Origin of the sequence: Blautia sp. 2227st1_G12_2227SCRN_220401 (assembly GCF_039062885.1) — a bacterium.
In the GTDB taxonomy this organism is placed as follows: domain Bacteria; phylum Bacillota; class Clostridia; order Lachnospirales; family Lachnospiraceae; genus Blautia_A; species Blautia_A fusiformis.
Genome location: NZ_JBCLNI010000010.1, coordinates 69,502 through 86,603 on the forward strand (window position 1 = coordinate 69,502; position 17,102 = coordinate 86,603).

Consider the following 17,102-nt stretch of genomic DNA (forward strand, 5'->3'; position numbering starts at 1 on the left):
ATGAAAACGGAATATAAAAGAGATATGAATCATAATTATCTGATCCTGACAGGAGATGAGAGAATCGATACAGATTCTTACCAGGTAAGGATGATCGTGGCCAATGCTGTGCCTGATCTTCTTCAGTGTCGGATACAGGGAATCGACGGAAAATTCATGGTGTATTATGATATAACTTCCAGGCATTCCATGACTGCGCTTTTTGAGGAAAAAAAGATGGATCTGGAGTCGCTTCAGGTGATACTGGGAGGCTTTATACAGATCATGGAAGAAATGTCCGAGTATCTTTTGAATCCCAGTCAGCTGATCCTGGAACCGGAATATATCTATCTGGATGCGGAAAGAAAAAGTGTCCGATTTTGTTATCTTCCGGGATTTCATGGGGAAATACAGAAACAGTTTCAGAGTCTTGCGGAGTATATCCTTCCAAAGCTGGATCATGAAGACGGAAAAGCGGTCATGTTGGGATATAATGTATACAGACGTGCACTGGAGGACAGCTTTCATCTGGAATACATCAAGGAAGAGTTATATAAAATATGTAACAGCGACGAGGAAGATTTTTCTCCATATGAAAAAAAGAAAACAGTGGTCCAGGAAGAAAACAGGATGACAGAGGAGGAAAAAGCAGAGGATCTGTGGCAGGTGGAAGGCTGGGAAAGAGCCAGTGTGTCCGGAAATGAAAAACAGAAAAAATCTTCAGCGGACTCACAGAAGCGGAAAACAAACAAAATATGGAAGCCAGTGGCTGGATTTGGTGCAGCATTGGTGCTTCTTCTGGGAATTACGGCAGGAATGGCCGGCGGATATATTCCAAGAATAAGCAAAGAAATTTTTCTTCTGGGAATTCTTGCAGCAATGATACTGGGGATGCTGAGCTATATTCTGATCAAAAAAGTCTGTGGAAAAAAGAAAAAACTGGATACGCCGGTGCCTGAGCAGAAATATGGTGCGGCGGAAAAAGAGGCAGCTGTATATTCTGAAGATCAGAAAGAATCTGGTACGCTGTCAGGGAGCAATGCCGGTGACAGCAGAAAAGAACTGGAAAAGATCAAAAAAAATATCCCGACAAAAGCGGAAGATTTTTTAGATGGATTTGGTGAAACAGTAGTTCTTTCGGCAGGTGCATCCAAAGGTCCTGCTACATTAGTGAGCCGGGAACCGGGGGAATGGGCTACCATTTATTTGGAAAAAGATATCACAGTGATCGGAAAACTGGAAACTGCGGCGGATGCAGTGATCAATATACCAACTGTCAGCAGGATCCATGCCAAGATCCGAAAAAGGGAGGGGGCATATTATCTGGCAGATCTGAACTCCAGAAATGGGACTTCTGTAAATGGACAGCTTCTGAAAACAGGAGAAGATTATTTGCTGGAGGATGAGGATGAAGTTGATTTTGCACAGGCCCGTTATATTTTTTTGAAATAACAGAGCGAAAAATCCGGTTTTGTATCGTACTAATATGGGACCGTAGGTTGTCCGCCTGATGAAAATCTGTTAAAATAATGAAATAAATTTAAATTTTCAGATTATAACAGCGAGTTTGGAGAATATTTCCGGAACCGCTGTGGAAAGAGGCCGGAATTGGAAGAAATAAAAAAAGAACCTGTGACAGTTTTACTGATCCTCATAAATACGCTGATCTTTCTTGTGGTGGAATTTACCGGCGGTTCGGAGAACGGGCAGCATATGCTGGAATGCGGTGCTGCTTATGCACCGCTGATCCTGGAACAGGGACAGTGGTATCGGCTGTTTAGCAGTATGTTTCTGCATTTTGGTGCGCCGCATCTGATCAATAATATGTTGGTTCTGTTTGTGCTTGGCCAGAGGCTGGAACCGGTAACAGGAAAGATAAAATTTTTTCTGATCTATATATTTGGTGGTCTGGGCGGAAATATGCTCTCTTTGTTTTTTGATATGTATGCAGGAAACGCTTCTTTATCTGCAGGAGCTTCCGGAGCTGTTTTTGCAGTCATGGGCGGTATGATCTATGTGATCATACGGCACAGAGGAAGAGTGGCGGATCTGACTGTCAGACAGATGCTGATCATGGCCGCATTTTCACTGTATTTCGGATTTGCAAGTGAAGGCGTGGATAACGTAGCGCATATAGGCGGTTTGTTGAGTGGTTTCCTGATCGCTGTAATTCTTTATCATCCCAGAAAAATATGGAAAACAGTTCCCTGACCGGGAGCGCTCTCAAGCGTGATGTCTCCACTGTGTGCCTGAGCAATCTGTTTTGAAACAGCAAGGCCAAGGCCGGTCCCGGATTCTTTGGTTGTAAAAAATGGCTGAAATATCGTAGCCTGCTGTTCCTTTGAGATTCCACATCCGTTATCCCGGATATCAATGCGGATGCCGGAATTTTCCGGAATGACAGAAAAAGAAATCTTTCCTCCGGGAATAGGAACGGCTTCCCATGCGTTTTTCAGAAGATTCAGAAGCATCTGCCGGACACGGATCCGGTCAAGAGCCATCGATGGCAATGAATCCGGAATATCTGTTTCAAGTGTGATCTCCAGATAATCCAGAGTAGGTTTTATGGAGGAAAGGATCGTTCGGAGGTAGCTGCAGGTGTCAATGTTTTCTCTTTTGACATGGCCTGCATTATTAAATGCAGAAAGTTCATCAAGAAGTTCTTTTACATAATCAAGATTATCCATAACATCATCCCAGTGCTCATATTCTTTGACCTCAGGATGTGCAGATGCGATCATCTGGAGTCCACTGTTAATAAGAGTCAGAGGATTCCGGAGTTCATGTGAAAATTTTGAAAGTGTATAATGAAAATCGTTTTTCAATTTACTGACGGTAGTATCGTTGCACATATTATCACCTCAGAAAAATATTAACATCAGAAATTTCAAATATCAACAAGAACAGTATTGAAAAATTCGAGAAAATACGACAAAATAAGAATATAGATAAAATAATTTTGCAAACAAGGAGGACAAAATAATGGGAGATTGCATATTTTGTAAAATCGCAAATGGGGAGATTCCATCAGCAACACTTTATGAGGATGAGGAATTTCGCGTGATTCTGGATCTGGGACCGGCAAGCAAAGGACACTCATTGATCCTGCCGAAAAAGCATGCAGCGAATATTTATGAACTTCCGGATGAGACTGCCGGAAAAGCAATGATCCTGGCTAAAAAAATGGCAGGAAAGCTGAGAGATGCACTGAACTGTGATGGATTTAATGTTGTGCAGAACAATGGAGAGATCGCAGGACAGACTGTGTTTCATTTTCACATGCATCTGATTCCGAGATATGAGGGAGATGGTGTTGGTTTAACTTGGAAACCCGGAGAACTCAGCGATGAGGTGAGAGATGAAATCTTAAAGAAAATTAAAGAATGACAAATAGCCACTAAAGAGGAAAAATGAATAATCAGACATTTGAAGAGTTTTATCTTAAATACCGAAAAATATCCAGAGGGTATGCGTATGGGGTTCTCCATGACTGGAGTACTGCTGATGATGTCAGTCAGGATGTACTTTACAAAATGTATACTATAAAGGATGGCCTGAATATTGATAATGAAAAGATGATGTTTTCTCTGATCAAGAGGGCATCTATGAATAAGGCTTTGGATTATATAAAGAAATCAAGCTCCAAGCATGAGTTTGTCTGTCAGGAAGAAGTTGCGGCATTTCTGGAAGAACAGAATTCGGTCGATGCGGAAGAGGTATTTCTGCGTAAAGAGAAGAAAGAATTTATGTATATGGTGCTGAGAAGATTTCGAAAGGAACAGCCGATAAATTATGAGATCTTAATTCAGGTCAAATATCTGGAGATTTCCGTTGAAACAGTTGCAGAAGAATATGGTCTGACGAAAAGTGGTGTCAATAACAGGATATATAAAGCGAAGCGCTGGCTGCAGGAAGAATTTCGCAAAGTATACGAATAAAAGAAAACCCTGCCAGCCCGGAAGGGAGTGGCAGAGTTTTCATATGGCTGTTGTGGAAATATAGTCAGGCTCTGGCGCATTCTTCAATAAGATCAGTGATCTTACTGATGGAATCTACCTGGCCGTTTCCTGCCATAGCATCTGTATATTTCTGACGATCGGTATAGAGCTGGCGGATGGTTTCCAGAAGCTTTTCTTCTGTAATCTCCTCTTCTTCCAGCACTTTACTGAAGCCCTGGCGTTCGAAGGATCGAGCGTTAAGGATCTGGTCACCACGACTGGCTTTGGCAGAAAGCGGGATCAGAAGATTTGGCTTATGAAGTTCGCGGATCTCACAGATTGCGTTAGCGCCTGCGCGGGAGATCACGATATCAGCCATAGCAAACAGATCCGGAAGCTCGTCCTGGATATATTCATACTGGACGTATCCGGCAGTACCGTTGAGAGATTCATCAGTTTTTCCTTTTCCGCAGAGATGAACAACCTGGAATTCCTTCAGAAGTTCAGGGAGGATCTTGCGGACATTATCATTGACAGAAGCAGCTCCCAGACTACCACCGATAACCATAAGTACCGGTTTGTCAGCAGTGAAACCACAGAATTTACGACCGTTTTCCGCATTTCCGGAAAGAAGTTCCTGGCGGATCGGAGTTCCTGTGAGAACTGCTTTGTCAGCTGGAAGATTGGCGACTGTCTCAGGAAAATTACAGCAGATTCTGGATGCAGAAGAGAGACAGAGTTTATTGGCAAGACCTGGAGTCATGTCGGACTCGTGGATCAATGCGGGGATTTTTAAACGTTTGGCCGCGATCACAACGGGAACCGTAACGAAACCGCCTTTAGAAAAAACAACGTCCGGTTTCAGCTCTTTCAGAATCTTTCTGGCCTGGCTGAATCCCTTCAGTACACGAAACGGGTCAGAGAAGTTTTTGAGATCGAAGTAACGTCTCAGCTTTCCGGATGAGATTCCATAATATGGGATTCCAAGTTCTTCGATCAGTTTTTTTTCGATTCCTTCGTAGGAACCGATGTAGGAAATCTTATAACCAAGCTCCCTGAGCTTTGGAATCAGGGCAATATTTGGAGTTACATGTCCGGCAGTACCACCGCCGGTAAGTACGATGTGTTTCATTTGGATTCCTCCTGAATAGTCATATACTATCATTAAATATGAACTCTAACGGGGGAATTGTCAAGGAAAGATAGGATTACAGGAGAAAAATAATGGAAAATTTCAGGGATGCCGAACTGAAAAAATGGTTGGCAGAAGAATATGAAAAAGAAACCGAAGAGATGGAAAAAATCCTGTTTCCAGATGGAGTGATTCCTGATGATGGAGAAACAGAAGAGGAGGCAAAGGCTGCTTATCAGAGACTTGTAGAAAAACTGAAAGCAGATGGTGTTTACAAAGAAGACGAAACTGACAGTATTAAAACTGATGATCATAAAGAGAATGTAAAAATCGTTTATCTGCCCGAAAAGAAAAGCCATAAAGCAGCTCGCGTTGCGGTAGCAGTACTTGTATGCTCAGCCGGTATCTTCGCCGCAAGCATGACCAGCCAGGCGAACAGGAGTTATTTTATTGATTCTGTAAGGTATTGGGTTGGGGATGATACGAGGATTTCAATTGAAAATGATGAAGAAAATGAGAAAGCGCAGAAGGATGAGCAGACAGCGTTAGATAATATTGAAAAAGGGATTAGTGCAAAAGTTCCCAAATTTATGTATCGTCCAGATGGTTTTGAATTTAAAGATTATTATGTGAGTACTTCGGCGGGATATGCAGTAATGGAATATTATTATGGGAAAAATATAATAATGATATATATAGGGAGATATGATCAAGAAGCTAAAAGCAGTGTTTATATTTTGGATGGGAAAATAATTGATAAGGTAAATCTTGAGAATGAAAATATTACAGTAAATATTGAAAAAGTAAAAGATGATGCAGATACAGATACAAATGAAAATTATGTAGCATGTTGGAAAAATGAATCGATATTTTATCAGATTACAGGTAAAATGCAAAAAGAGGAATTTATAAAATTTATAAAAAATATAGTTTTCTAAAGCGATTATGGAGAATATATATCGTAATATTATTGTAATGGAAGTTTAGCGGTGAAAAGGTGATACATGAAAGAGAAAATGAAGAAAACGATAATGGCGGTATTTTTAGTATTCTGTTGTTGTATGTTGCTGGGAATTCCTGTAATGGCAGAAAATTTATCAGATGATTTTTCAGTAGAAACAGATACGGATGCAGATTATGCAGAAGATACAACCTATAGCGTATTACGTGGAAATAATTTAAATTTGGGAAATTTAAGTATTAAGAAATTAGCTAGCAATAAAGTGATTATTTCTGGTCTTACGCAGTGTCATCACTCTTGCGATATAGTTTATTTAAACATGTATTTAGAACGAAAAGTTAATGGTACTTATTCAACATATAAAAGTTGGAGTTTTACAAAAAAAAATGCAACTAATTTAGTTAAAGATATTACAGTAATCGTGCCAAGCGGTTATTACTACCGTGTAAGAGGCTATCATGCAGCCAAGGATGGCAGTAAAGAATCAACCACAACCTTAACCAGCGGTATTCTCGTAAAATAACAAATCAACAAAATAAATCACACACCCCAGCGATGCCACTCCCCCAAAAAAATAAAAAATCCAGTAAACTTTACATTACCTTCGCTGGGGAATGTCTAAAAATTCTGAATAATATCAAAAAATCTAAAAAAATCCCCTTAAAAAAAGAAACATATTTCACAAAAAGACTGTCAAAAAACATATATTTCGTGTATAATAAATACAATAACAAACCGTTAATAAACAAAAAGTCGATTATTTCTTCTTGGAATTGTATATCACAGCGTTTCTGGACGATCGGATATCACAGAGAGATCCTTCAGGCTTTTTTGATATGGAAATTTCAGAACGTGGGACGGAAAAGGGGGCTTGTGCATGAAGATAACATTTATTGGTGCTACGCATGAGGTGACCGGAAGCTGTTATTATCTGGAAGCGGCAGGACGGAAGTTTCTGGTGGATTATGGAATGGAGCAGGGACCGGATTATTATGAAAATAAGGAGCTTCCGGTGGCTCCGGGTGATCTGGATTTTGTGCTTCTGACACATGCACACATGGATCATTCCGGAAATCTTCCGGCCTTGTATGCAAAAGGCTATCAGGGGCCGATCTATGCGACAGAGGCAACTTGTAATCTCTGCGATATCATGCTTCGTGACAGCGCACATATCCAGATGTTCGAGGCTGAGTGGAGAAACCGAAAGGGGCGGAGAGAAGGAAAACCGGAATTTATTCCTGCATACACGATGGAAGATGCCATGGGTGTGCTCCGGAACTTCGTCAGATGCCCATATGATAAGATCATCAAACCGGCAGAGGGAATCGAAGTAAGATTTGTGGATGCAGGACATCTTCTTGGCTCCAGCAGTATTGAAGTCTGGATGACGGAAGAGGACAAAACAGAAAAGATCGTTTTTTCCGGCGATATCGGAAATATCAATCAGCCGCTGATCAGGGATCCGGTATATATCCGAGAGGCAGATTATGTTGTGATGGAATCTACCTACGGAGACCGCAGTCATGGAGAACGTCCGGATTATCCGGCAATACTGGCAGAGATCATCCAGAGGACCTTTGACAGAGGCGGCAGTTTGGTGATCCCGTCCTTTGCAGTAGGCCGTACTCAGGAAATGCTGTATTTTATCCGACAGATCAAAGAACAGGGACTGGTCCACGGCCATGATGGTTTTACGGTATATGTAGACAGTCCCCTTGCCAATGAGGCAACTACGATCTTCAGTGAGAATGCATATACCTGCTATGATGAGGAAGCAATGGATCTTTTGAATAAAGGTATCAATCCGTTATCCTTCCAGGGATTGAAGACCTCCGTTACTACCGATGATTCCAGAGCTATCAATTTTGATGAGGACTGCAAGGTGATCATTTCCGCCAGTGGTATGTGTGATGCTGGTCGTATCAAACATCATCTGAAACACAATCTGTGGAATCCCAGAAATACCATTCTTTTTGTTGGATACCAGGCTATCGGAACTCCGGGACGGGCATTATTGGAAGGTGCTGTGGAGATGAAGTTGTTTGGTGAGACTGTGCAGGTAGCTGCTGAAATATGCAAAATGCCGGGAATCAGCGGTCATGCTGATGTAAACGGACTTATAGAATGGGCGAAAGCCTTTGAGACGAGACCAAAACACGTATTTGTTACGCATGGTGATGATACGGTGACGGAGATTTTTGCCCAGAGGCTTAAAGAAGAGCTTGGGTATGATGCAACAGCACCCTTTAGTGGAACTGAATATGATCTTCTGGAGAACCGGTGTATCCATGAGGCTGTTGGTATTCGGATCGTAAAGGCAACTGCTTCGCCGAAAACAACCAAGGCTGCCCGTGCATATGAGAAGCTGCTGGCTATGGGACGTCGCCTGATGTCCGTGATCCGGAAGAATGAAGGCTGCCCTAATAAAGATCTGGATCGTTTTGCAAGAGATATCCAGTCACTGTGTGACAAGTGGGATAGAACGGATATTTAACCGAATAACGTTGAGGCAGTTATTTTGTCAGATCATTCTAAAATCACCCTGCGGAAATTTTTCGCAGGGTGATGATAAATCCGATATACAAAATAAGATTATGTGAGATCAGCCTTCGTTCAATGCCTGGCGGATGGCTTTTGCAAGCTGATCCGGACATGAAGTTGGTTTGAATCCGCAGCGGATGCCTTCCAGACGGGAGATCACTTCATCTGCATCCATTCCCTCTGCAAGCTGTGCAACACCCTGTGTGTTTCCGGAACATCCGCCTGTAAACTTGATATTGTGAACTTTTTTATTATCGTCGATCTCGAACTCAATTCCCTGAGCACAGACGCCTTTTGTCTTATAAACCATTCTGGTTACCTCCTGTTCTGTTTATTTATCGATTATAGCATCTCTCAAAAAAAGTTTCCATAAAAAATAAAATTTGTTATAATGAACAATGTAGAAAAAGAAAAAGATACTGCTGAACGGAAAAAACTGTGAAATTCAGCGGGATATCATATTGAAAGAGAGGATTTACAGATCATGAAATGTGTTGGAATCATAGGAGCAATGGAACAGGAAGTAGCAAGACTGAAAGAGGTTATGGAGAATGTATCCATTACTACCAGAGCCGGAATGGATTTTTATGAGGGTGTTCTGGAAGGAAAGAAGGTAGTTGTGGTACAGTCCGGGATCGGTAAGGTAAATGCCGGCATGTGCACCCAGATCCTGGCAGATCTCTTTCAGGTGGAAGCGGTGATCAATACCGGTATCGCAGGAAGCCTTAACAATGATATCAATATTGGAGATATCGTACTTTCCACAGATGTTCTTCATCATGATATGGATGCAACCGGATTCGGATATCCGAAGGGACAGATCCCGCAGATGAAAGAGTTTTCTTTCCAGGCAGATGAGTGCCTTCGTAAGATCGCACATGATGTATGCGAGGAAGTAAATCCGGAGATCAGGGTTTTTGAAGGAAGAATTGCTTCCGGAGATCAGTTTGTATGTGATCAGGGTGTAAAAGATAATATTGTAAAGGAATTCAGCGCCTATGCTGTTGAGATGGAGGGCGCAGCGATCGGACAGGCAGCAGCTCTTAACGGGATTCCATTCCTGATCATCCGTGCTATCTCAGATAAAGCAGATAATAGTGCGAACATGGATTATCCGGCTTTTGAAAAGCTTGCAATTGAGCACAGCGTACGTCTGACCCAGGGAATGCTGAAACGGATGGCCTGATCGGAACTTTGGAGGGAACCGTCATTTTTCTTCTGCATATACTGTAAGAGATAGCAGAGAGAGGACAGCAGAAGAGTTATGATCTATCCAGATTTTTATCCGTTTTATGCTACACAGGGAAGTCCTGGTTTTTATAATGAAGAGAGAGAACAGGAAAAGGAATTTGATCTGATGAGATCATACTATCCGGATACAGCCCGAAGGATCCAGGAAAAAGCGGAAGCACAGTGTCAGCTTTTGGATTATGAGGGAAGCCGGCTGTATGATGAATATCCGGATCGTTTCATGCTCTATCACATCTGTCACCAGGTGAAAGGACAGATGGAAGGAGATACCAGTGTACAGGAGATTCCAGGAGGGTTCCTGGATGATCTGATCGAAGTGCTGGTGTATCAGGAGATTTCCAGACGAAGATGCAGGAGGAAAAGGTGCAGAAAATGTTTCCGCACTGAGTATTAAAATGGCGGTTTACCCATGAACGATACAGTGATACTGGCAGAAGCGACCAAAACTGGTTCGCACAACATCTGTCCATATACAATAAAACAAAAAGTGAATATAATGGAAGTATGATGAAAACAATAAGGGAATTTTTAGAAGAACAGATTAATGAACAGCTGATACAGGCTGTTGTCAGTGGCCGCAGGACTGGCGAGGGACCTTCCAAGGTGAAGCTTCGTCCTGTGGAGCTGAAGGGTCAGATTTTTTACCAGGCGTCCATGACAGAAGGGACGAAGGTTTATCATAAGAATTTTACCAGGGAAGAGATGATCGCTTATCTGGAGCATGCCATGGAGGAATTTCGTCAGCTTCAGGCAACCGGACGCAGTCAGGATGGAAGTATCCTTATCAGCAAGAAAGGGAAAGCAACCATCAAAACAAAACAACACGGGCCTGCACAGAATGAGAAGATAAAGATCGCTCCTCATAACCGGGTGAAACAGTACATTCTCAGAGAGGGAACGGCAGCTCCGTTTCTGGTGGATCTGGGAGTTATGACAAAGGATGGAAAGATCGTTGCTTCCAGATATGACAAGTTCAGACAGATCAATCGCTTTCTGGAGTTTATCAGGGATATCCTTCCGAAGCTTCCTAAAGACAGAGAGATCACGATCCTGGATTTTGGCTGCGGAAAATCCTATCTTACTTTTGCTATGTATTATTATCTCAGAGAACTGGAGGGTTTTGATGTAAACATCATAGGGCTGGATCTTAAGGAAGATGTGATACGGCATTGCAGTGAATTGGCCAGATCTTATGGTTATGACAAGCTGCATTTTTACCAGGGAGATATTGCAGGGTACGAAGGCGTTTCTTCTGTGGACATGGTGGTGACACTTCATGCCTGCGATACAGCAACAGATTTCGCTCTGGCCAAGGCAGTGGAATGGGGGGCTCAGGTGATCCTGTCTGTTCCATGCTGTCAGCATGAACTGAATCGTCAGATCCGAAACGAAATGCTCCAGCCTGTTATGCGTTATGGGATCCTGAAGGAAAGAATGGCAGCTCTGATCACAGATGGTCTTCGTGCCGAGCTTCTGGAAAGCAAAGGATATGAAACCCAGCTTCTTGAATTTATCGATATGGAACATACACCAAAGAATATTTTGATCCGCGCAGTAAAAACCGGAAAGAAAAGGAGCAGGGACAGTTTTTCGGATACCATGAAGGCTCTTCATGTGGCTCCTACCCTGGACAGGCTTCTTTATCCGGAAGAGTCAGCCTCACAGAAGGGAGAATGACATGATGAAGATCCTACGTAAGGGAGTGATACTGCTGGTGATCTTTGTGGCAGTAGTAGCCGGGACCTCATTTCTGATGAACAGTCAGTCTACAGATAACCGCTCAGATATGAACGATGCCACACTTCCGGAGGTTATGGTAAAGATCGGAAGTACCCAGGCAAATAAGATGTATGGATACAGACAGCAGATGCAGACCGATTTCATGAGAGGAAGTATTACTCCGCTGGATACGACCAAAAAAGTGTCTTTTGAGATCAACCCATATGCTGATACAGTAACAGGGCTTGCTTATGAGGTACGGACTTCAGACGGAAGCAAGGTTATGGAGAACCGTAAGATCAAGAATCTCACGAAAGAGGACAACGGCTGTTTAAGTACAGAGATTGAGATCGGCAGTGACCTTCGCATGAACCAGGAGTATTCCATGCAGATCACGCTGGATACCAGTGAGGGGGAAGTTTACTACTATACAAGAGTGGTTTCCAGAACCCAGTTGAATACAGAAGCGTATCTTCAGTTTGTCAAGGATTTTTCCACAAAGTGTCTGGACAAGGAACAGGCAGATGCGCTGACCGGATATCTGGAAGCGGAGGATATTTCCGGCGGAACGAATTACAATAATATTTCCATCAATTCCGGACTTTCCAATATCAGCTGGGGATCCCTTTCTCCGAAGCTCTACATGGAAGGAGTTCCGCTGATCGATGATATCAATGAAACGACTGCAAGTATCACGCTGGATTATCAGATTTCCGCACAGGATGATGAGGGTAAAACCGAAATTTATGATGTTACGGAATTTTACCGTATGCGTTATACAGAAACAAGGATCATGCTGCTGGATTTTAAACGTTCTGCAACGAAGGTATTTGATCCGTCTCAGAAGGTAGTTTCCGATGCAGGCCTGCTTCTGGGTGTCCGTGACAAGAATGTCACCTATGCTTCAGACAGCAGTGGAAAGATTGTTGCTTTTGAGCAGGATGGGGATCTCTGGTCTTATGCACCGTCCAGCGGAAAGATCACAAGGGTCTTCAGCTTCCGCAAAGAGGAAGATAACGATTCCAGATATGTGCGCAACGAACATGATATCAAGATCATCCGAGTAGCAGATAACGGGGATGTGGACTTTGTATTGTACGGTTACATGAACCGTGGTGTTCACGAGGGGTACAGCGGTGTCTGTGTTTATCACTACAACAGCGACCGTAATGTGGTGGAAGAAAAAGTATTCATACCAAGTACAGAATCCTACGAGTTCCTGAAGGAAGATCTTGGAACACTCACTTATGTAAACAAAAACAATCAGCTGTTTCTGCTGTTTGCACAGAAGCTGTATCAGGTAGATATTGAGACAGGAACCTCACAGGTTCTGGAAGAAGGAATCAAACAGAACCATTTTGTTGTGTCAGATACCAAGGCACATGCAGCATGGCTGATCGAATCTGGAGATGATGCAGGGAAGATCCGGGAAATTGAATTTGATTCTCTGAAAACAAGAGATATTTCGCCGGAAAGCGGAAAAAATCTGAGAGCTCTGGGATTTATGAATGAAGATCTGGTATATGGGATCCTTTCCGATGAAGACATTCTTACGGATACCAACGGACATGAAACAGAGGGAATCAGTACATTCCGCATTGAAAGCTTTAAAGGAAAGGTGAAAAAAGAGTATCGTCAGGATGGCCTTTATATCACTAACGTAACGGTTGGCAGTACCATGATGGAGTTTGAACTTTCTGCAAAATCGGGGAATGCTTATACAGTCCAGAAAAAGGACAATATCATGAATAACAAAAAAGCATCCGGAAGCCAGATAGATGTAGCATTGATCACTACAAACCGTGCAGGAACGCTGATCCGCCTGACTATGACTCAGAAACCGGAGACAGACAGTCCGCTGCTTGTTTGTTCCAAGATCGAGAGTACTGAAGACTCATCGGTAACATTGGATACTACCGTTCCACAGGGAGAACTTTATTATGTTTATGCATATGGTTCTCTTGACCGTATCTATACCGATCCGGCTGCAGCTGTGAAACGCGCGGATGCGCAGACTGGAGTGGTACTTAACCGTGCGCAGCAGTATGTCTGGGAACGTGGAAACAAAAAAACAAAGCTCCAGATGAATATAGAGGATGTACCGGAAAGTATACGTACAGCCAACTGGAAGAAAAAAGAACTTCAGGATAGCCTTGGTGATATGGGAACGGTGATCGATCTGACCGGCTGCACTCTTGACAATGTTCTTTATGAGGTCAGTGCCCAGAGACCGGTGATCGCCAAGACAGGAGAAAATTCCAGTGTGGTGATCGTAGGCTATGATGAATATAATACCTATCTTTATGATCCGGCAACAGGGCAGATCAGCCCGTATGGAATGAATGACAGTACAGCGCTGTTTGAGAGTGCCGGAAATGTATTTCTCACTTATATAGAAAACGTCATAGAGTGATGCTTACAGAGCAGGCCGGATGAAGGCCATGGGGTTACAGCAGGATGGCAAGACGGGAGTTCCCGTTTGGCATAAATCGGAAAACAGGAAAAAAGTTCCTGTTTTCCGGGAAAAGCGCGACAGGAAAGGGGAAAAATCAATGTTAAGTGAAAGTATTAAAAAACTGGTACAGTATGGGGTGGAGAGTGGTATTACTCCGGAATGCGAAAGAATTTATGCAACCAATCTTCTTCTGGATGCCTTTGGGGAAAGCGAATATACAGAACCGGAGACAGAGTATGCTAAAATCAATCTTGAGGAGACTTTGAACGAACTTCTTGATGAGGCTGTAAAGAGGGGCATCATCGAGGACAGTATTGTGTACAGAGATCTCTTTGATACAAAACTGATGAACTGTCTGATGCCGCGTCCTGCCCAGGTACAGAGAGAATTCTGGGATGCTTATAAAGAAGATCCGGAGAAAGCCACAGATTATTTTTATAAGCTGAGTCAGGACAGTAACTATATCAGACGTTATCGCGTAAAAAAAGATCAGAAATGGACAGTAGACAGCGAATATGGCAAGATCGATATCACGATCAACCTGTCCAAGCCGGAAAAAGATCCAAAGGCTATCGCAGCTGCCAAGCTGGTAAAATCCAGCAGCTATCCAAAATGTCTGCTTTGTCCGGAAAATGAAGGCTATGCAGGAAGAGTCAATCATCCGGCAAGGGAGAACCACAGGATCATCCCGATCACCATCAATGACAGTCCATGGGGCTTCCAGTACTCTCCATATGTTTACTACAATGAACATTGTATCGTATTTAACAGTCAGCATACTCCGATGAAGATCGAGAGAAATACATTTATCAAGCTGTTTGATTTTGTAAAGCTGTTCCCACATTATTTCCTTGGCTCCAATGCGGATCTTCCAATCGTAGGAGGTTCTATCCTCAGCCACGATCATTTCCAGGGCGGGCATTATACCTTTGCCATGGCGAAGGCAGAGATTGAAAAGCATGTGACGATCCCGGGATACGAAGATGTGGAAGCCGGCATTGTAAAATGGCCTCTTTCCGTACTGCGTATCCGCAGCAAAGACGAGACGAGACTGATCGATCTGGCAACACATGTACTGGCAGGCTGGAGAGGATATACGGATGAGGCTGCATTTATCTTTGCAGAAACAGACGGAGAGCCGCATAACACCATCACACCGATCGCACGTAAAGTGGGAGATACCTTTGAACTGGATCTGACATTACGTAACAATATCACAACAGAGGAGCATCCGCTGGGGGTTTATCATCCACATGCATGCTATCATCATATCAAGAAAGAGAATATCGGTCTTATCGAAGTTATGGGACTCGCTGTTCTTCCGGCACGTCTGAAAGAAGAGCTAGAGCTTCTTGAAGAATACATTTTAAGCGGCAGGGACATCGCTTCCAATGAGAAAATCGAGAAACATGCTGCATGGGTTGCAGAATTTCTGCCAAAATATGAGAAACTTGATAAAGATAATATCCAGGAAGTCCTTCGCAGGGAAGTGGGCAATGTATTTGTTCATGTACTGGAGGATGCCGGTGTTTATAAATGCACACCAGAGGGCAGGGATGCATTTATGAGATTTATCAATACTCTGTAAAAAAAGTACGGAGGCACCCGGGGATGGATATGTATTTCAGGAGGAGTTTGTTTATATGAAAAACAGAGAAAAAACCGGAAAGGCCTTTCGGATAAAATGGCTTTTGCTGGCACTTGTGGCAGCTGCACTGATCTTTGTGCCGGCTGCATCGCATAAGGTGTCGGCGGCGAAGCTTGTTTATACCGTTAAGTTCAATAATAATTCAGGTACCAGCAAAAGTAAGACGTATACCGCACTGACACGGAACGTGACATTAAATACTACGATCCGGCTTCCGGCAGTACCCAAGGCTGTGGGATATCAGAATCTCGGATGGACTACACGGAAGGGGAGCAGTAAGGTAGTATATAAAGCAGGTGCCCGCGTAAAGGTCAGAAAAGATATGACTCTGTATGCGGTCCGCAGAAAGAGCAGATACTATACCGTAAACTTCTATCTTGGAAATGGAAGCACCAATTCCGCATATAAGAAGCTGCAGAAAAAAGTAGAAGAGGGTACATATTACACATTGCCTGCAGTTCCATCCAGATCGGGATATGTAAATCTTGGCTGGTCAACAGCAAAGAACGGCAAGGCATCTACTGCAAAAAAAGTAGGAACGAAGATTAAAATCTCCGGTAATATCAGATACTATTCCGTACAGATGCAGTCAGTAAAAGTAAATCTCCGCAAGGCAAACGGAACCGTATGGAAGACAGTAACACTTGGAAAGGGCGGTTACCTTAAGCTTCCATCTGTATCCAATGCGACAGGTTATACGTTTATGGGCTGGTCTAAGACCAGACGGACCGGTTCTTCCACAGATCCGGATTATGAAGCCGGCGAACTTCTGCGGATCAGCAAAAACACCAATCTGTATGCGACGGTATTTAACCGTGCACTGGAGAAGGATATCAGCTCCGATGAGATGGCTCATCCGGCGATCGGTATGATGTACAGTAAGGTTATTTTTGTGGGAGATTCCCGTACTGCAGGAATACAGGCGACACTGAACAAACAGATGAGCAGTTCTGTAACAAATGGGGTTTCTTTTGTTGCAAACCCAGGAAAGGGCTTGAGCTGGTTCCGGGATACAGGATATGCACAGCTTATAGAAGAGATCGACAAAACAGAAGGTTCCAAACCGATCGCCGTTATCTTTAATCTGGGTGTCAATGACCTGGGAAATGCAGGCAATTATGTCAGCTATATGACCAATATTGCATCCACACTGAAAAGTAAGAACTGTAAACTCTTTTATATGTCCGTAAACCCGATCAACAGTACCATGATCACAAAAGCAGGAAGAGGCGCCCGTACAGAGGCACAGGTAAGAGAATTCAACAGCAAGATCCGTTCCGGTCTTTCTCTGGATTACAAGTACATCGATATGTACAGCGTACTTATGAAAAAAGGCTACGGGACCAATGCCTCCTACAATGGCACAGACGCTGACAGTGATGATGGACTCCACTACACAACAAAGACATTCAAGAGGATCTACTATTACTGCATTACTTATCTCAACACAGGAAGTATCAACGCATCTTATTATTAAT

General features: G+C 43.1%; 16 protein-coding genes. 13 read left to right on the forward strand and 3 right to left on the reverse strand.

Annotated elements, in window-relative coordinates:
* Positions 1-1,431: an FHA domain-containing protein gene (locus ABCM67_RS07135; protein ID WP_147603219.1), complete on the forward strand. Its 1,431-nt coding sequence runs from the start codon at positions 1-3 to the stop codon at positions 1,429-1,431.
* A 156-nt stretch (positions 1,432-1,587) separates the two neighbouring features.
* A complete protein-coding gene (locus ABCM67_RS07140) occupies positions 1,588-2,190 on the forward strand; it encodes a rhomboid family intramembrane serine protease (RefSeq protein ID WP_114001496.1) in 603 nt (200 codons plus the stop codon).
* On the opposite strand, the gene ABCM67_RS07145 is transcribed toward ABCM67_RS07140, so the two are convergent.
* A complete protein-coding gene (locus ABCM67_RS07145) occupies positions 2,157-2,831 on the reverse strand; it encodes a HAMP domain-containing sensor histidine kinase (protein WP_144093378.1) in 675 nt (224 codons plus the stop codon). The genes ABCM67_RS07140 and ABCM67_RS07145 overlap by 34 nt on opposite strands.
* 130 nt (positions 2,832-2,961) lie before the next feature.
* Here ABCM67_RS07145 and ABCM67_RS07150 point away from each other — a divergent pair, with 130 nt between their 5' ends.
* Entirely contained in the window at positions 2,962-3,366 is a 405-nt protein-coding gene (locus ABCM67_RS07150; protein ID WP_015525628.1) for an HIT family protein, read from the forward strand.
* 23 nt (positions 3,367-3,389) lie between these two features.
* Positions 3,390-3,917, forward strand: a complete 528-nt coding sequence (locus ABCM67_RS07155; RefSeq protein ID WP_144093376.1) for a sigma-70 family RNA polymerase sigma factor — start codon at positions 3,390-3,392, stop codon at positions 3,915-3,917.
* Between the two features lie 64 nt (positions 3,918-3,981).
* Here the strand turns inward: ABCM67_RS07155 and ABCM67_RS07160 are convergent, their stop codons facing one another.
* Positions 3,982-5,049 (reverse strand): undecaprenyldiphospho-muramoylpentapeptide beta-N-acetylglucosaminyltransferase, encoded by a 1,068-nt coding sequence (locus tag ABCM67_RS07160; RefSeq protein ID WP_092072263.1) that lies wholly within the window; start codon positions 5,047-5,049, stop codon positions 3,982-3,984.
* A 92-nt stretch (positions 5,050-5,141) separates the two neighbouring features.
* On the opposite strand from ABCM67_RS07160, the gene ABCM67_RS07165 reads away from it, so the two are divergent.
* From ABCM67_RS07165 to ABCM67_RS07175, 3 genes are all read left to right on the forward strand, one after another.
* Positions 5,142-5,987, forward strand: coding sequence for a DUF4367 domain-containing protein (locus tag ABCM67_RS07165; protein ID WP_147603220.1), 846 nt, complete (start codon positions 5,142-5,144; stop codon positions 5,985-5,987).
* A 66-nt stretch (positions 5,988-6,053) separates the two neighbouring features.
* Positions 6,054-6,533: a DUF6147 family protein gene (locus ABCM67_RS07170; protein WP_244092830.1), complete on the forward strand. Its 480-nt coding sequence runs from the start codon at positions 6,054-6,056 to the stop codon at positions 6,531-6,533.
* Positions 6,534-6,887: 354 nt separating this feature from the next.
* Positions 6,888-8,504 (forward strand): MBL fold metallo-hydrolase, encoded by a 1,617-nt coding sequence (locus ABCM67_RS07175; protein ID WP_147603221.1) that lies wholly within the window; start codon positions 6,888-6,890, stop codon positions 8,502-8,504.
* A gap of 108 nt (positions 8,505-8,612) precedes the next feature.
* Here ABCM67_RS07175 and ABCM67_RS07180 read toward each other — a convergent pair whose 3' ends face one another.
* The gene (locus ABCM67_RS07180; RefSeq protein ID WP_015525634.1) at positions 8,613-8,861 is read right to left on the reverse strand and encodes a TIGR03905 family TSCPD domain-containing protein; all 249 of its coding nucleotides are present in this window, start codon (positions 8,859-8,861) and stop codon (positions 8,613-8,615) included.
* Between the two features lie 174 nt (positions 8,862-9,035).
* Here ABCM67_RS07180 and ABCM67_RS07185 point away from each other — a divergent pair, with 174 nt between their 5' ends.
* From ABCM67_RS07185 to ABCM67_RS07210, 6 genes are all read left to right on the forward strand, one after another.
* Positions 9,036-9,737 (forward strand): 5'-methylthioadenosine/adenosylhomocysteine nucleosidase, encoded by a 702-nt coding sequence (locus ABCM67_RS07185; RefSeq protein ID WP_015525635.1) that lies wholly within the window; start codon positions 9,036-9,038, stop codon positions 9,735-9,737.
* A gap of 78 nt (positions 9,738-9,815) precedes the next feature.
* On the forward strand, positions 9,816-10,196 hold the full coding sequence (locus tag ABCM67_RS07190; RefSeq protein WP_015525636.1) for a hypothetical protein: 381 nt from the start codon (positions 9,816-9,818) through the stop codon (positions 10,194-10,196).
* A 113-nt stretch (positions 10,197-10,309) separates the two neighbouring features.
* Positions 10,310-11,479 (forward strand): SAM-dependent methyltransferase, encoded by a 1,170-nt coding sequence (locus ABCM67_RS07195; protein WP_147603240.1) that lies wholly within the window; start codon positions 10,310-10,312, stop codon positions 11,477-11,479.
* 1 nt (position 11,480) lies between these two features.
* The gene (locus tag ABCM67_RS07200) at positions 11,481-13,934 is read left to right on the forward strand and encodes a hypothetical protein (RefSeq protein ID WP_147603222.1); all 2,454 of its coding nucleotides are present in this window, start codon (positions 11,481-11,483) and stop codon (positions 13,932-13,934) included.
* A 139-nt stretch (positions 13,935-14,073) separates the two neighbouring features.
* Positions 14,074-15,564 carry a UDP-glucose--hexose-1-phosphate uridylyltransferase gene (gene galT / locus ABCM67_RS07205; RefSeq protein ID WP_044962316.1) on the forward strand — a complete coding sequence of 497 codons (1,491 nt, stop codon included), beginning with the start codon at positions 14,074-14,076 and terminating at the stop codon, positions 15,562-15,564.
* Positions 15,565-15,619: 55 nt separating this feature from the next.
* Entirely contained in the window at positions 15,620-17,101 is a 1,482-nt protein-coding gene (locus tag ABCM67_RS07210; RefSeq protein ID WP_147603223.1) for an InlB B-repeat-containing protein, read from the forward strand.
* Position 17,102 lies beyond the last annotated feature (1 nt).

What these genes read in the sequence shown, in the direction of transcription:
- ABCM67_RS07195 (WP_147603240.1), top strand. Translation starts at nt 10,310, where the DNA reads ATGAAAACAATAAGGGAATTTTTAGAAGAACAGATTAATGAACAGCTG.
- ABCM67_RS07165 (WP_147603220.1), top strand. Translation starts at nt 5,142, where the DNA reads ATGGAAAATTTCAGGGATGCCGAACTGAAAAAATGGTTGGCAGAAGAA.
- ABCM67_RS07190 (WP_015525636.1), top strand. Translation starts at nt 9,816, where the DNA reads ATGATCTATCCAGATTTTTATCCGTTTTATGCTACACAGGGAAGTCCT.
- ABCM67_RS07185 (WP_015525635.1), top strand. Translation starts at nt 9,036, where the DNA reads ATGAAATGTGTTGGAATCATAGGAGCAATGGAACAGGAAGTAGCAAGA.
- galT (WP_044962316.1), top strand. Translation starts at nt 14,074, where the DNA reads ATGTTAAGTGAAAGTATTAAAAAACTGGTACAGTATGGGGTGGAGAGT.
- ABCM67_RS07180 (WP_015525634.1), bottom strand. Translation starts at nt 8,861, where the DNA reads ATGGTTTATAAGACAAAAGGCGTCTGTGCTCAGGGAATTGAGTTCGAG.
- ABCM67_RS07155 (WP_144093376.1), top strand. Translation starts at nt 3,390, where the DNA reads ATGAATAATCAGACATTTGAAGAGTTTTATCTTAAATACCGAAAAATA.
- ABCM67_RS07200 (WP_147603222.1), top strand. Translation starts at nt 11,481, where the DNA reads ATGATGAAGATCCTACGTAAGGGAGTGATACTGCTGGTGATCTTTGTG.
- ABCM67_RS07160 (WP_092072263.1), bottom strand. Translation starts at nt 5,049, where the DNA reads ATGAAACACATCGTACTTACCGGCGGTGGTACTGCCGGACATGTAACT.
- ABCM67_RS07135 (WP_147603219.1), top strand. Translation starts at nt 1, where the DNA reads ATGAAAACGGAATATAAAAGAGATATGAATCATAATTATCTGATCCTG.
- ABCM67_RS07150 (WP_015525628.1), top strand. Translation starts at nt 2,962, where the DNA reads ATGGGAGATTGCATATTTTGTAAAATCGCAAATGGGGAGATTCCATCA.
- ABCM67_RS07170 (WP_244092830.1), top strand. Translation starts at nt 6,054, where the DNA reads ATGAAAGAGAAAATGAAGAAAACGATAATGGCGGTATTTTTAGTATTC.
- ABCM67_RS07175 (WP_147603221.1), top strand. Translation starts at nt 6,888, where the DNA reads ATGAAGATAACATTTATTGGTGCTACGCATGAGGTGACCGGAAGCTGT.
- ABCM67_RS07210 (WP_147603223.1), top strand. Translation starts at nt 15,620, where the DNA reads ATGAAAAACAGAGAAAAAACCGGAAAGGCCTTTCGGATAAAATGGCTT.
- ABCM67_RS07145 (WP_144093378.1), bottom strand. Translation starts at nt 2,831, where the DNA reads ATGTGCAACGATACTACCGTCAGTAAATTGAAAAACGATTTTCATTAT.